This window comes from Alteromonas sp. D210916BOD_24, assembly GCF_047159385.1.
Taxonomy (GTDB): domain Bacteria; phylum Pseudomonadota; class Gammaproteobacteria; order Enterobacterales; family Alteromonadaceae; genus Alteromonas.
The window spans coordinates 3,450,329-3,464,020 of record NZ_AP038333.1 but is presented as its reverse complement, the minus strand read 5'-3'; the positions used below and the strand labels follow the sequence as shown (position 1 = coordinate 3,464,020).

The 13,692-nt window shown below is 46.4% G+C and carries 13 protein-coding genes; 9 read left to right on the top strand and 4 right to left on the bottom strand.

Annotation, left to right across the window (positions count from 1 at the left end; all coding sequences use genetic code 11):
- Positions 1–67: 67 nt before the first annotated feature.
- Positions 68–1,708 carry an acetolactate synthase large subunit gene (locus ACMCM8_RS15030; protein ID WP_412723400.1) on the top strand — a complete coding sequence of 547 codons (1,641 nt, stop codon included), beginning with the start codon at positions 68–70 and terminating at the stop codon, positions 1,706–1,708.
- A 48-nt stretch (positions 1,709–1,756) separates the two neighbouring features.
- The gene (locus ACMCM8_RS15025) at positions 1,757–3,184 is read left to right on the top strand and encodes an aldehyde dehydrogenase family protein (RefSeq protein ID WP_412723399.1); all 1,428 of its coding nucleotides are present in this window, start codon (positions 1,757–1,759) and stop codon (positions 3,182–3,184) included.
- Positions 3,185–3,194: 10 nt separating this feature from the next.
- On the opposite strand, the gene ACMCM8_RS15020 is transcribed toward ACMCM8_RS15025, so the two are convergent.
- Complete coding sequence (locus tag ACMCM8_RS15020; protein ID WP_412723398.1) at positions 3,195–3,554, bottom strand: DUF2237 family protein; 360 nt, start codon at positions 3,552–3,554, stop codon at positions 3,195–3,197.
- A gap of 290 nt (positions 3,555–3,844) precedes the next feature.
- On the opposite strand from ACMCM8_RS15020, the gene ubiG reads away from it, so the two are divergent.
- From ubiG to ACMCM8_RS14990, 6 genes are all read left to right on the top strand, one after another.
- Positions 3,845–4,606 (top strand): bifunctional 2-polyprenyl-6-hydroxyphenol methylase/3-demethylubiquinol 3-O-methyltransferase UbiG, encoded by a 762-nt coding sequence (gene ubiG, locus ACMCM8_RS15015; protein WP_412723397.1) that lies wholly within the window; start codon positions 3,845–3,847, stop codon positions 4,604–4,606.
- A 247-nt stretch (positions 4,607–4,853) separates the two neighbouring features.
- Entirely contained in the window at positions 4,854–5,792 is a 939-nt protein-coding gene (locus ACMCM8_RS15010; protein ID WP_412723396.1) for a lipase family alpha/beta hydrolase, read from the top strand.
- Positions 5,792–6,754, top strand: coding sequence for a lipase secretion chaperone (locus tag ACMCM8_RS15005; protein ID WP_412723395.1), 963 nt, complete (start codon positions 5,792–5,794; stop codon positions 6,752–6,754). The genes ACMCM8_RS15010 and ACMCM8_RS15005 overlap by 1 nt, the downstream gene beginning before the upstream one ends.
- Positions 6,755–6,917: 163 nt before the next feature.
- On the top strand, positions 6,918–7,526 hold the full coding sequence (locus ACMCM8_RS15000; protein WP_412723394.1) for a glutathione S-transferase family protein: 609 nt from the start codon (positions 6,918–6,920) through the stop codon (positions 7,524–7,526).
- Entirely contained in the window at positions 7,526–8,185 is a 660-nt protein-coding gene (locus ACMCM8_RS14995) for a glutathione S-transferase family protein (RefSeq protein WP_412723393.1), read from the top strand. The genes ACMCM8_RS15000 and ACMCM8_RS14995 overlap by 1 nt, the downstream gene beginning before the upstream one ends.
- Before the next feature lie 106 nt (positions 8,186–8,291).
- Entirely contained in the window at positions 8,292–10,268 is a 1,977-nt protein-coding gene (locus ACMCM8_RS14990; protein ID WP_412723392.1) for an alpha/beta hydrolase family protein, read from the top strand.
- 97 nt (positions 10,269–10,365) lie between these two features.
- On the opposite strand, the gene ACMCM8_RS14985 is transcribed toward ACMCM8_RS14990, so the two are convergent.
- Positions 10,366–11,571, bottom strand: a complete 1,206-nt coding sequence (locus tag ACMCM8_RS14985) for an ROK family transcriptional regulator (RefSeq protein WP_412723391.1) — start codon at positions 11,569–11,571, stop codon at positions 10,366–10,368.
- Positions 11,572–11,646: 75 nt separating this feature from the next.
- On the opposite strand from ACMCM8_RS14985, the gene ACMCM8_RS14980 reads away from it, so the two are divergent.
- Entirely contained in the window at positions 11,647–12,621 is a 975-nt protein-coding gene (locus ACMCM8_RS14980) for a carbohydrate kinase family protein (RefSeq protein ID WP_412723390.1), read from the top strand.
- 103 nt (positions 12,622–12,724) lie between these two features.
- Here the strand turns inward: ACMCM8_RS14980 and ACMCM8_RS14975 are convergent, their stop codons facing one another.
- Both ACMCM8_RS14975 and ACMCM8_RS14970 read right to left on the bottom strand, forming a co-directional pair.
- Positions 12,725–13,114 carry a DUF6768 family protein gene (locus ACMCM8_RS14975; RefSeq protein WP_412723389.1) on the bottom strand — a complete coding sequence of 130 codons (390 nt, stop codon included), beginning with the start codon at positions 13,112–13,114 and terminating at the stop codon, positions 12,725–12,727.
- The gene (locus ACMCM8_RS14970; protein ID WP_412723388.1) at positions 13,104–13,637 is read right to left on the bottom strand and encodes an RNA polymerase sigma factor; all 534 of its coding nucleotides are present in this window, start codon (positions 13,635–13,637) and stop codon (positions 13,104–13,106) included. Before ACMCM8_RS14970 ends, ACMCM8_RS14975 begins: the two co-directional genes overlap by 11 nt.
- Positions 13,638–13,692: the final 55 nt, after the last annotated feature.

The following is a 13,692-nucleotide window of genomic DNA, read 5'->3' as shown; positions in this document are numbered from 1 at the left end:
TACCCGCCGTAGCAAAGACATCACTACCCCCTTTTTCAATGTCGCCAAGACAAGGAGTGTGTATTTCATGAAAGCGTCTGACCTTTTCGTCAAAGCCCTTGAAGCCGAAGGTGTAGAATATGTATTTGGCATCCCCGGTGAAGAAAACCTCGACCTATTGGAATCGTTACGCTCATCATCTATCAAACTCATCCTTACCCGTCATGAACAAGGGGCGGGCTTTATGGCGGCTACTTACGGCAGGCTGACGGGTAAAGTCGGTGTCTGCCTTTCTACACTGGGCCCAGGGGCAACTAACTTGGTCACTCCCGCGGCCTATGCGCAATTAGGCGCAATGCCAATGCTAATGATTACAGGCCAGAAACCGATAAAAACCAGTAAGCAGGGCCGCTTTCAGGTTATCGATATCGTAGACATGATGCGACCTATCACTAAGTTTACCAGTCAGATAGTCAGTGGCGATCGCATCCCTTCGACCATCAGAGAAGCGTTTCGTCTGGCACATGAAGAGCGACCTGGCGCGGTGCATATTGAATTACCTGAGGACATTGCCGCAGAACAAACCCGTGCTCAATTGCTTAAGCCAAGTACATCAAGAAGACCCATTGCAGAATACAAAGCGATTACTGCAGCTATAGACATGATAGAGCAGGCTCAGTCGCCTTTACTCTTAATTGGCGCGGGGGCAAATCGAAAGCTGACTGCGAAAATGCTGAGGGAATTTGTGGATAAAACCTGCATTCCTTTTGTTACAACCCAAATGGGAAAAGGGGTATTGAACGAAAGCGATCCCCGGTTTGCTGGCAATACCGCCCTATCAGATGGTGATTTTGTTCATCGGGCTATCGAGCGTGCTGATCTCATTATTAATGTGGGACATGATGTGGTCGAAAAACCTCCTTTTTTTATGCATCACAACGGCAAGAAAGTTATTCACATTAATTTCGAATCTGCTGCCGTGGATCCTGTGTATTTCCCTCAATTAGAAGTTATTGGTGATATTGCCAATAGCATATGGCAAATCAAAGAGGGCATAACGCCTCAAGATAGTTGGAAACTTGATTTTTACAAGGACGTCCATAAAGCTTATGTCCAACATCGCGCAGAAGCGCAAGACGACAACCGCTTTCCTATTCTGCCCGAGAGATTGGTAAGAGATATTCGCAAAGTCATGCCAGACAATGGTATTGTCACACTGGACAACGGCGTATATAAAATTTGGTTCGCCCGTAATTACCCTGCGTATCACCCTAACACACTCTTGCTGGATAACGCGCTTGCCACTATGGGAGCCGGCCTACCTTCTGCAATTGCAGCAAAATTGGTGAAGCCTGATGTCCCGGTACTGAGTGTTTGTGGTGACGGCGGCTTTATGATGAATAGTCAGGAAATTGAAACCGCGGTGAGGCTGAAATTAGATTTGGTGGTCATCATATTAAGAGATGACGCTTACGGCATGATTAAATGGAAGCAAGCCAACATGCAGTTCGAGGAATACGGGTTGGATTATGGCAACCCAAATTTTGTCAAATACGCGCAAAGTTATGGTGCCCAAGGCTGGCGAGTCGATGATACCGACGTACTCATCCACATGGTGGAGAAATGCTTAAACACCCCTGGCGTACACATCATCGACTGTCCTGTCGACTACAGCATGAATGACAAAACTTTAAATCAAACCATCAAGTCTTTAAGCGCAAAACTTTAACCAAGGTGATTACACCAACCCTACATAAAAAAAAGGAGCCTATACAGCATGAAGGACAGTTATCCTTACTATCTGGCCAGTGAAGCGGTATTTGCCAATACCGATTTAGACGTAACCAATAAGTATACCGGCGAGGTGGCAACCAAAGTAGCCATGGCCGACGCTGACACTATCGATAAAGCTATCGCGGCTGCTGAGCAAGCACAGCCAGCAATGACCGCCATGGCGCCCTATCAGCGTCAGGCTGTACTGGAGCATTGTGTTAAACGCTTCACAGAGCGAGCAGATGAACTCGCTCAAGCGTTGTGTATTGAGGCAGGAAAACCCATAAAAGACGCCAAGGGTGAAGTAAGCCGGCTGATTGATACCTTTAAAATTGCCGCAGAAGAGGCGGTGCGTATCAATGGCGAAGTGATCAATTTAGAAATATCAGCGCGGGCGAAAGGCTATCAGGGCATGACAAAGAAAGTGCCTATTGGCCCGTGCTCATTTATCTCTCCGTTTAACTTTCCACTGAATTTAGCTGCTCATAAGGTCGCGCCGGCTATTGCGGCCGGCTGTACATTTGTCCTTAAACCCGCATCGCGCACCCCCATTGGTGCGCTGATCATAGGCGAAGTACTGGCAGAAACGGATCTTCCCAAGGGAGCGTTTTCTATTCTGCCTTGTAGCCGGGATGGTGCCGACTTATTTACGACTGATGAGCGTTTGAAGTTGTTGAGCTTCACTGGCTCACCCGATGTGGGTTGGGCATTAAAAGCAAAAGCGGGGAAAAAGCCCGTTATTCTCGAGCTTGGCGGCAATGCAGCCTGTATCGTAGATGAAGATGCAGATATCGAGGATGCCATTGAGCGCGCAATTATTGGTGCTTACTATCAATCGGGACAAAGCTGTATCAGCGTACAAAGATTGCTTGTTCACAGTAAAATATATGACGAATTTAAATCTCGCTATGTTGAGAAAGTGAAAAAGCTGGTATCGGGCGACCCGTCAGATGAAAACACCTTTATTGGCCCTATGATCTCTGAAGGTGAGGCTAAGCGACTTCACGGATGGATAGAAGATGCAAAAGCCCAGGGCGCCACGGTACTTTGCGGCGGGACAAGAGACGGTGCGATGTTGCAGGCCACAGTGATGGAAAATGTACCCCATAATTGTGATGCCAGTGCAGAAGAAGCTTTTGGTCCGTTGTCTATTCTAGTGCCCTTCGATGACTATGACGACGCCCTCAACGAGATCAATAACAGCCGCTATGGCTTACAGGCAGGGGTATTTACCAGAGATATTTACAAAGCCCATAAAGCATGGGACGTACTAGATGTAGGCGGCGTGGTAATAGGCGATGTACCAAGCTGGCGAGTCGACAACATGCCTTACGGTGGCGTGAAAGATTCAGGTCTTGGTCGTGAAGGCATTCGCTATGCCATTGAGGACATGACAGAAACGCGCCTAATGGTGATTCGTACGCCTCAGTAGGCCTGTGTATCTAGGTAGCAGCGTATTCCTCTAATATGGCCAGAGGAATGATGTCCAGCGCTTTTTCATGGGTGGCTTCTAAACGCACTTTGGGAGCCACACCCGCTTCATAAGCTTGTAGCCAGCGAGCGGCACATAAACACCATCGATCGCCTGCCAGCAGCCCGGGAAACGACATGCTCGGCCAAGGGGTAATTAAATCATTGCCCTGACGCAAAGAAAACTGCAAGAACTCATCAGTCATTACGGCACACACACTGTGATTACCCACATCTGACTCAGGTACATAACAAAACCCTTCCCGTGTAAACCCGGTGTTACCACAGCAAAGTTGCAGAGGTCGCCCATATACATTTTTTGCGTTTGCCAACGTTTATACCCCTAATACTCATGCGCCTTGCGCTATGTTCACGGCCTGACATACACGTGAATTGAATATAACGCGTGTGTCAAACCTCAATAAGGTCTTGGTTATTACCCTATTTTTATAAGCACATATACCGTCAGTGTATTACCATAGCAAAAATTAAGTTATCTCAATACGTTTCACCCATCAATCCGGATGAGTCAGCTGACGTACCTATTTTGTAATAAATAACACCTCATAATAAATATGCACCTTCTAAGGTACACAATCACCGCGTGACGAGGGAAGAGAAGATGTTGGACAAAAGTCAGAAAACAGGTGAACTCAATTATTCACAAGAGGAAGTGAAGCGCTTTGATGCGTTAGCGCAAAGCTGGTGGGATCCCAATGGACAGTATAAAACGGCGTTGGCGTTTAACCGTGCAAGGCTTGAAGTGATTAAGCGAAATATTGATGCCCATTTCGATTTACCTCAGCGAACGTGTCCCTACCAAGGCCTGAATGTTATCGATATCGGCAGCGGCGGCGGGCTGATAAGCGAACCTCTGGCTGAGCTGGGAGCCCGTGTAACAGGCATTGATGCCAGTGCAATAAGCGTAGAGGTTGCGAAACGTCATGCAGCATTAAAAAACATCGACGTTGAATACAAACACATGTTGTGTGAGGAAATGGTGGCTACAGGTAAACAATACGATGTAGTGATTAACGCTGAAGTGGTTGAACACGTGCCTGATCAGCAAGCGTTAATTCGTCAATGCGGCATGTTAGTGAAACCCGGTGGTTTACTGATATTGGCAACGTTGAACCGGACAGTGAAAAGCTTTGTGGTGGCGATTGTTGGCGCAGAGTACGTGATGCGCTATTTACCTGTTGGTACGCATCATTGGCGTAAATTTGTAAAGCCCACTGAACTTGCTCAATGGTTAGGGAATGACTTCCAACTACGCCATCAGGTGGGCATGAGGCTTAACCCTTTATCAGGCAAGTGGCAGACAACACCAAGTCTCGCCGTCAACTATATGCAGGCCTACAAAAAGCATAAGCGAGACGAATAGCATAGTATAGTCTGTGTTAATGGGCAGTATTGGTAAGAAAAATAGTATGAAGAGGCATACCCAATAGAGGTTTTAACTTGTTGTCTTGCAGATGATTTATTTATTCAATAAGCAATTTCATAGATTAGCGAAATAGGGTGCGTAGAAACACCGCGAAGGACAATGTTGATTTTTACAAGGTGTTAACATAATTATAACAATGGTCTGACCACAGACCACACTCACACTTATAATTACGGGACACACAATGAAAACACTCAGCACACTATTACTCGTGGTAGCTTTGCTCACTGCCACGGTCAACACTCAGGCCTATGCCAGCACCTATGCCAAAACACAGTATCCCATTGTTTTAGTTCATGGTCTTTTTGGCTTTGAGGATATCCTCTTTGTCGATTATTTCTATAAGGTTCCTCATAAACTCAATCGTAACGGCGCGACAGTTTATGTCGCAGAAGTATCTCCTGCTAACTCCACAGAAGTACGCGGCGAGCAACTGCTTGCCTATATTGATGAAGTACTGGCCCATTCAGGCGCACAAAAAGTCAATCTAATTGGACATAGCCACGGTGGGCCAACAGCACGGTATGCGGCGAGCGTTGCGCCTGAAAAAGTCGCATCAGTAAGCTCAGTGGCAGGTGTTAATTGGGGGAGTAAAGTGGCTGATGAATTACGAGCTGCTATTGCCGAGGATTCGTTTCAGGAAGGCGCGACGAGTGTTGTCGTGAACGCGTTTGCCAATATCATCGAATTGGCCTCTGGCTCTGATCCCAGAGACAAGCCAACAGATTCTTTAGCTGCGATGAACTCATTGACTACCCAAGGTTCAATTGAGTTTAACCAGAAATACCCAGAGGGGATGCCGACAGGATACTGTCACAATAACGGAAAGATGTTGGCTGACAATGGTGTGTATTATTTTTCCTGGAGCGGTGGGCACACGTTTACCAATGCATTAGATATTGTTGATCCCTTTTTGGCGATTACCGGCACAGCGTTCAACGAAGCCAACGATGGCTTGGTATCAACGTGCAGTTCGCATTTGGGCTTGGTGCTTAAAGACAATTATAAAATGAATCATTTGGACGAAGTAAACCAGAGCTTCGGCATTACCCATTGGTTTGAGATCAATCCAGTCGATGTGTTTGTTGAGCAAGCTAACAGGCTTAAAAACTTAGGTCTGTAATGAAAGCCATTTTGCTCTTTTTAGGAGGGATAGCATCCCTCCTCATTGGCACACTCGCACTTAATCAGTTACATCCTGAGCATGATAGCCTGGCTGAACCTGGTGAGGTTAGCACAGTTGATGCATTGGTGTTAGATACGAGTTCCACCCAAGAGGTGGGGCGTATTACCTCCACACCAGTGGTAAGTGAGACAAAAACGAATCAGACGCTTACTGATTTCACGTTAGACTTTGCAACCAAAGACCATTTTGACCGCTTTATTTTTCATCGTGTTGATGAGAACCCTGACCGCGTCAAACAGACCTATTATCAATACGCATCCACACATTACTCATTATCAACGTATCGCTATGCCAGCGACCTTTTTGGTCGTTATGTCGACTATAAGATTGCGTTGGAAAATGAAGAGGTGGAAGTCGATCTGACCTTAGAAACCTTACAGGGTGTGGCCGTTAAGTTGGAGCGAAGAGCGTCACTGAGACGGGATTACTTTAGCGAACAAGAATATTACTACCTGTTTAGTAAAGAGGCGCAAATCGATAGGGCTGCACTGGAGAGGTTGCGCATTGCCAAAGAGAGCTCTATGGACACGGCTACCCGTAAAGCACTGATTATGGAAGCATTAGAAGGTGCATCTGACTCTGAAAGAGACGCTTTCAAGCCCACAATCGACATGCATAAAATAAAACAAATAAAGCAGACTCATTCGGATATGACCAGTCGATACAACGCCGTTGCTGCCGAATTTGGTCACGAGGTCGCCGAGCGTTTCACGTCTGTATGGCAAGCGCAAAGCGAATGGAATGATAGGGTTGATGCTTACCGGGAATTTAGAACGCACCTGTCGAAAAATAGCGAGCCCCAACATTATCAGCGTGCGCTTACGGAATATGAACAAGCCCATTTTGACCATAACGAGCGCAAAAGATTACGGGTTCTGGCTTCAACCAGCGACCTCTGATGCAAACAGGTATAACCATAACAACACTGAATAGTCATACTGGTATTGAGAGTGATTTGAATGGCGGTATCTCACCGTCTAGTCTAAAGATAACATGCGTTTAGCCCATTGTTATGGTGAGTGGGGCATGCGCTATTAAACAGCCTATAGAGTGTGTATCAGTATGAAAATTTACGAAACAAGGACTGCACCCAACCCACGTCGCGTACGTATTTTCCTTGCCGAAAAGGGCATTGATGTGGATTACGTACAAGTGGATATCCAAAAAGGCGAGAACCTGAGCAAGGCGATGCGGGCTAAAAATCCGCTCGGAAAAATTCCTATCCTCGAATTAGACGATGGTACCTGTATCGCTGAAACAGATGCGATTTGCACCTACTTTGAGGCCATTCAGCCTGAACCTCCGCTGATGGGTAAAACACCGTTGGAAAAAGCCACGATATCTATGTGGCAACGTCAGGTAGAGTTTGCCCTAATGATGCAGGTGGGAATGTGTTTTCAACACACTACAGGGTATTTTAAAGATCGAATGGTGCCCGTTCCTGAGTTCGGCAAAGAAGCGGGGATTAACGCATCGAAATATTTAACTATTCTTGAGCGCCGTTTAGCGGATACACCTTACATAGCGGGTGATACCTTTTCTATTGCGGATATAACTGCGTTATGTGCCATTGATTTTGCCCGTGTCGTGAACATCAGGTTGACGCCGGAGCAAACTAATCTGGCACGTTGGCATCAGGCTGTGAGTAACAGAGCGAGTGCAAAAGCATAATGATAGATTTATATACTGCCGCTACCCCCAATGGTTGGAAAGCTTCTGTAGCGCTCGAAGAGATGGGGATTCAATATACCGTTCATAGCGTAAACCTCATGAAGGGAGAGCAAAAAACGCCAGAGTTCCTGGCCATGAACCCCAACGGCCGGATCCCAGTTATTGTCGATAGGGATGAAGACAATCATGTTGTTTTCGAGTCTGGGGCCATCATGATTTATCTTGCCGAAAAATCCGGCCTTTTCTTACCCACCTCGATTAAACAAAGAAGCCAGGTTATACAGTGGCTAATGTTCCAAATGGGCGGCATTGGACCCATGATGGGACAAGCCAATGTCTTCTATCGTTATTTGGAGGAAAAGATCCCGGTGGCAATCGACCGCTATCAAAATGAGGTGCGGCGGTTATTTACAGTGCTAGATAGCCATCTTGCTCACCACGAGTACCTCGCAGATGACTACAGTATTGCTGACATGGCTAACTGGTGCTGGGTGCGTACTTACGAATGGTCAGGGGTAAGTATCGAAGGCCTGGATAACCTCATTCGTTGGAAAAACAGTATTGAGGCGAGGCCCGCAGCGCGACGGGGAGTAGAAATTCCTAACAAGATTGATAAAGCGTCGTTATTAAAAGGGGCAAAAAACGTGGTAACACGCTAACCATAACTATACCACAGTGCCCTTTTTTTTGCCCTTTGTTATGCTATACACTGACGGTGCATTGGATTGGGCAATCTTGCCCTGAAATAACGAAAAAAGGTCTACTATGAAAGGGATTTTAGTCTCACTACTGCTATTGGTGAGCGCGGCGAGTATCGCTTCGCAACCACTTCCTCTTGAATATTTCATTAAACACGGTGATTACCTAGATTTAAAGTTGTCGCCCGACGGTAAGCATATTGCTGCCAGAATGCAGCATGATGGCCGTGTTTTCCTGGTGCTTCTCAATACGGCGGATATGAAGGTCGTCGGCGGTGTTCGCCCCGAAAGTAAAGATATTATTCACACTGTTAACTGGCTAAACAATGAAAGGGTCGTATTTGAATACGCCGAAAAGCAAAGCTACCTTGATAGCCCTGTGCCCACCGGTGAACTCTTCGCAATTAATATCGATGGGTCACAAAAAGAAATGCTATACGGGTATCGTGCAAGCGATGAAAGAACGGGAACGCGTCTTTCTAATAGAGAAAACAATTTGGCGAGTCAGGAAATTATCAGTTATCTGGAAGATGACGACGATCATATTCTGATTGCAGAGTACCCTTGGACGAAAGATGGCACGCTGTACTACGATACCCGTGAACGTCCACCCACAATCAGCCGTCTGAATATTTACAGTGGTAAAAAACGAAGAATTGACGTTATTCCCCACGGAAGTAGTCGTGTTTTAGCTACCAAAAAAGGCGAAATTAACTTTATGACGTGGCGGGACGAACAAGGGGAGTTTCATTCTGCATATCGTAAAAATAACGATGCGCCTTGGAAGCCGTTAACAGAGGCGTTTGAGATAGCAAAAGGACATTATCCCCTTGGATTAAGTGAAGACAATAAGTCCCTTTTCCTGTCTGGTCGAGTAGGGAAAGAAGAAGTCTACACCCTATTTACACTGGATTTGGAAACCGGAGAGTATGCACGCGCCTTTCCAGAGCACGACACCGATATTGAAGAATATATCTTGGACAGTAACGGTATGCCGGCCGTAGGTATCACTTTCCCAGGCAAGTCAGCATTTGTGTACGCGCACAATAAATCCAAAATAAGTAAAATCCATTCTATGCTGGCAGAGGCCTTTAAAGGCCAGACAGTGGACATCGCCAGTGCGACAAAAGACTGGAAAACCTTATTGGTGCGCGTCTCAAGTGATGTGAATCCAGGCGAATATTATTTGTTTGACAGCGAGACGATGGGGGCCGATTTCATTTGGGCAAATAGTTCCTGGATCGATCCCACCCAACTAACTGCCATGCAGCCTGTCGCCATCCCTACCGATGATGGCGAAACACTTCACGGCTATTTAACAATGCCTCGCGCGCTTAAAAAAGGTAGCAAGCCGCCTTTAGTAGTTATTATTCACGGCGGTCCTCACCAATCAGGAACCCGAGATTTTTGGGCGTACGATGCGGAAACTCAGCTTATAGCTAGTCGTGGTTACGCCGTGCTACGCGTGAATTTTCGCGGTAGTAATGGTTATGGAAAGCGCTTTGAAAGGCTCGGCTACAGAGAGTGGGGCGGCGCTATGATCAAAGACATTAATGACTCTGTGAAATGGGTGATCAATCAAGGGAATGTCGATGGCGACAAGGTCTGTGCGTATGGTGCAAGCTATGGTGGCTATGCGGCGTTGATGGCGGTGGTGCGTAAGCCCGATTTATACCAGTGTACAATAGGCTATGTAGGTGTCTACGATCTCGAGTATATGTACTCAGAGAGTGATATTCCGAACAACTGGGGTGGGCAAGCTTATCTGCAACGGGTTCTGGGTACTGACAAACAACAGCTTGTCGACTTTTCTCCCATTCATCACGTAGATAAAATCAAGGCAAAGGTGATGTTAATTCACGGCTCTAAAGACAGACGCGTGCCTGAAATTAACGCCGAGAGCTTAGCAGAAAAATTAGAAGATAGTGGTAAAGCACCAGAGTATCTTCAATATTCTCAGGCAGGACACGGCGTGTTTGATGAAGGTGACAGACAGGAAATGTACCAAGGGCTGTTAGATTTTCTAAACACCAATTTGCAGTAACCACTCACCCTTTCGCCAGGGAGCAGAGCTTACGCTTACTGCTCCGTGGCGAACTAATGCCTACCTCAGTGTTATTGTTTTCAGCGCTTTGGAATAGTTAGAAAAAATTGGCAACGAGTGGCACATTAGCACTGCCAATTGAGGGGGCATTACTGCCTATACTGCCCGCATCCACCTGTACTTGGGACAGTCCTCGCAGGTCCTGCCTACCAAGTGCATACTGAGTTTGCTTTACCAGTTTTTGTTTGATGTCCAGTGGGATAGCGCCATCGATATAGATACCCTGCAAGTCCAGCAAACTCATTGCACATTGAATGGCAAACGTTAAGCCCTGCGCGGTGTTTTCAAGCCACTCTTGCTGGAGCCCGTCGTCGAATGCCCAGCGCGAGGTATTTCCGTATAATTGCTCACCCTTTTCACCAGATGCTAATAGCTGACGTTCAAGTAAGCAGAGTGAAGACTGGTTAATCAGCTGGTGAGTTGTATCAGTCGTGTTAAAAGGAAGTGTGCCCACGGCCCCCGCTTTGCCCGTTTTCCCTGAAAATAACCTGTTATCGAGTACCAGTCCGCCGCCAATAAAAGTCCCGACGTACAAGTACAGAAAGTCGCTCCATTGATGGCAATTTCCCAAAGACAGTTCACCGTTACATGCCGCTGCTGCATCGTTTCGGACAAAAACGTCTAGCGACAATAATGTGCTTACACTTTCCTTGATATCAAATTGTTCCCATTGCTTTAATGCATCGACTGGCGCACCTATTTCATCCGCCCATTGCCACATATCAAAGGGCATCGCTACACCCAGCCCAGATATCTTTGCTTGCAGGGATTCGCTTAATGGCATAACCAAAGTGGCATACGCACGACGAACAAACGCCATTAAACTCTCAGGGGTGGGATAAGGAATAACTTCCTCTACTTTATTGCGAACCTTTCCAGTTAAATCTAACAGTGTCATATCATAACTGCGACGGCCTATGGTGAGTCCCACACCAAAAGCACCCTCTGGATTTAGCGAAAAAGGCACCTTGGGCTGACCGACACCGCCTTTAACGGCAGGTAATCTGATTACCAGGTTGTCAGCTTCGAGCTTATTCATAATGACCGTAGCCGATTGGGCGGAAAGCCCGGTTAAGTGAGACAACTTTGATTTGGGCAAGGCGTGATGTGTGCGGATAAGCCTTAGAATTTCACGCTCATTGATAGAACGAGGGCCGTAATACATAGCAAAATTCGCTGAAATAAAAACCATAATATGTAAGTTAAAGCAATAAATCAATCCAGTTGATTTATTGCTTTGCATGGTCAATACTCATTACACATTCGCGCAGCTACGTGCTGCTTGTTTCGGTGAATTAGGGTTTATGGTGAGGCTACAGTGAAAATTTTGTGTTTAGGTGAAGTTCTTGTCGACATGCTGGGGCAAGGCAGCACGGCTGAAGTAGGTGAGGTACCTGTTATGAACCCGTTTCAGCCCTATGCTGGTGGTGCGCCTGCTAATGTTGCCGTTGCAGTGGCACAGTTAGGCGGTACAAGCAGCATGGTGTCGAAAGTCGGCAACGATCCTTTCGGATCTTTTCTCAAGGCTATGCTTGAGCACTACAAGGTCAATACAGACTATGTATGGACAAGTGAGAGAGGTAACACTGCACTGGCCTTTGTGAATCTTGATGAGCAAGGCGAGCGCTCGTTCAATTTCTATGTTGAAAATGCAGCTCATAAGCACATTTCATCACAGGATCTCTTAGCAATAGAGTGTAACCAAGAAACCATTTTGCATTTCTGCTCGGGCTCGCTTTCCTGTAACGACCTGCATAAAAGTACTGAGTTTATCCTTACCAAAGCACAAGAAAATGCCATGATGGTTTGCCTCGACATCAACTATCGGTTTGCTTTTTGGGATGATCGGCAGTCGGCTCCCCAGCACATTGACAAGGCCGCAAAAAGGACGAGTATCATCAAGGCTAGTCGTGAGGAGCTCAACGAACTGTATGGCGAAGACAAAGTAGAAGATACAGTGACGGGGTGGCTGAAAAGTGGCGTAAAGGTGGTACTGATCACAGACGGTGGTGAACCAATTCAATATAGGACGGAAATGTTTGAAGGAACGCTCGCTTCCCCCAAAGTGAGTGTAAAGGATACCACCGCTGCAGGTGACGCCTTTATCGGTGGCTTTTTGTATTTCGTAGCGAACGCTTGCAACAATACCGCTGAGTTTTCAAAGTGGAGTCAACGGCAACACAACGTGGCTCAGGCCACCGAGTTTGCAATTCGTTGCGGGGCTTACGCAGTTACGCAGTACGGAGCATTTAGTGCACTGCCTTCATACAGTGATGTGGCAGTAAAAAGTTAAGGCTTAAGAATGTGGCGTGACTAAGTAAGTATATGGGGCTGCGTATTTTACGTTTTTACGGTCACGCACGTCAAAATACACACTGCCCCTTTTTCTTAAACCTCTACTTCAACACTCTCTCTTTCAAAACCCTCTCCTCAAACCACGCCCGTTGTCTAACCTCCATTACCCGCATTTCCTTTGACAGCATGTTGCGGTTGGTTTGCATGAAAATCCACAGCTTGGTGGCCACCTGTGCGTTAAAACTTACTATAAGCAATACACCCCAAAATACCTGATCTTCATCTGGCGCAATGAAAAACTGATAACCGCAATAAAATAGGGCACCGCTTAGCGCTATCGCAATGGCATAGCCTAGCTTCATTATGCCTGAAAAGTTACTGGCAAAGCCCAGTTTTAAATAATCGGTTAAGCCATCTCCTAGCATGCTGTCGAGTTCTTGCGACTGCTGCTTCAGGTAGCGTTTAATGTCGTCATCTGAATTATTCATCATAGCCATACTCCGAAATTGAAATACGTTGAATTAATAAGGTGCGTGCGCGGTGTAGGCGCGACTTGACCGTTCCCAGTGGGATCCCTGCCACCAAACTTATCTCTTTTATATTTAAATCGTTTAGGTAAAACAGCTCAGCCACATCGCGCTCGTTTGCAGGCAGCGTAAATAAATGTTTTAGCGGTGAAAGGGGCTCGCTAAATACCAGCTCGATGGCTTTTTCTGGCAGATTATGGTCTAACACAACTTCTTTACTAGACCTTCTATGCCAGTCGGCGATTTCCCAACGCAGCGCCTTGTATAACCAGCTCTTAAATAGCGACACATCGTTCAGCCGCGTCACGCGTTTAGCTACTTTTGCCCACACATTCTGAACGAGATCGTCTGCCACCATGCTGTCTTTTACCCGCAATACGGCATACTTACGCATGGCGACATGAAAGTGCTGATAAAGTTTTCCAAGGGCCACTTTGTCACCAAATTGAAGCGCTATAACCAGTAGCTCTATGTCTGCATTGGTCATTGGTTTATAACAATCTCTAGCACACCGATTAAAAAGGTCATAAACAGTAACAGGA

What these genes read in the sequence shown, in the direction of transcription:
- ACMCM8_RS15030 (WP_412723400.1), top strand. Translation starts at nt 68, where the DNA reads ATGAAAGCGTCTGACCTTTTCGTCAAAGCCCTTGAAGCCGAAGGTGTA.
- ACMCM8_RS15025 (WP_412723399.1), top strand. Translation starts at nt 1,757, where the DNA reads ATGAAGGACAGTTATCCTTACTATCTGGCCAGTGAAGCGGTATTTGCC.
- ubiG (WP_412723397.1), top strand. Translation starts at nt 3,845, where the DNA reads ATGTTGGACAAAAGTCAGAAAACAGGTGAACTCAATTATTCACAAGAG.
- ACMCM8_RS15010 (WP_412723396.1), top strand. Translation starts at nt 4,854, where the DNA reads ATGAAAACACTCAGCACACTATTACTCGTGGTAGCTTTGCTCACTGCC.
- ACMCM8_RS15005 (WP_412723395.1), top strand. Translation starts at nt 5,792, where the DNA reads ATGAAAGCCATTTTGCTCTTTTTAGGAGGGATAGCATCCCTCCTCATT.
- ACMCM8_RS15000 (WP_412723394.1), top strand. Translation starts at nt 6,918, where the DNA reads ATGAAAATTTACGAAACAAGGACTGCACCCAACCCACGTCGCGTACGT.
- ACMCM8_RS14995 (WP_412723393.1), top strand. Translation starts at nt 7,526, where the DNA reads ATGATAGATTTATATACTGCCGCTACCCCCAATGGTTGGAAAGCTTCT.
- ACMCM8_RS14990 (WP_412723392.1), top strand. Translation starts at nt 8,292, where the DNA reads ATGAAAGGGATTTTAGTCTCACTACTGCTATTGGTGAGCGCGGCGAGT.
- ACMCM8_RS14985 (WP_412723391.1), bottom strand. Translation starts at nt 11,571, where the DNA reads ATGCAAAGCAATAAATCAACTGGATTGATTTATTGCTTTAACTTACAT.
- ACMCM8_RS14975 (WP_412723389.1), bottom strand. Translation starts at nt 13,114, where the DNA reads ATGATGAATAATTCAGATGACGACATTAAACGCTACCTGAAGCAGCAG.
- ACMCM8_RS14970 (WP_412723388.1), bottom strand. Translation starts at nt 13,637, where the DNA reads ATGACCAATGCAGACATAGAGCTACTGGTTATAGCGCTTCAATTTGGT.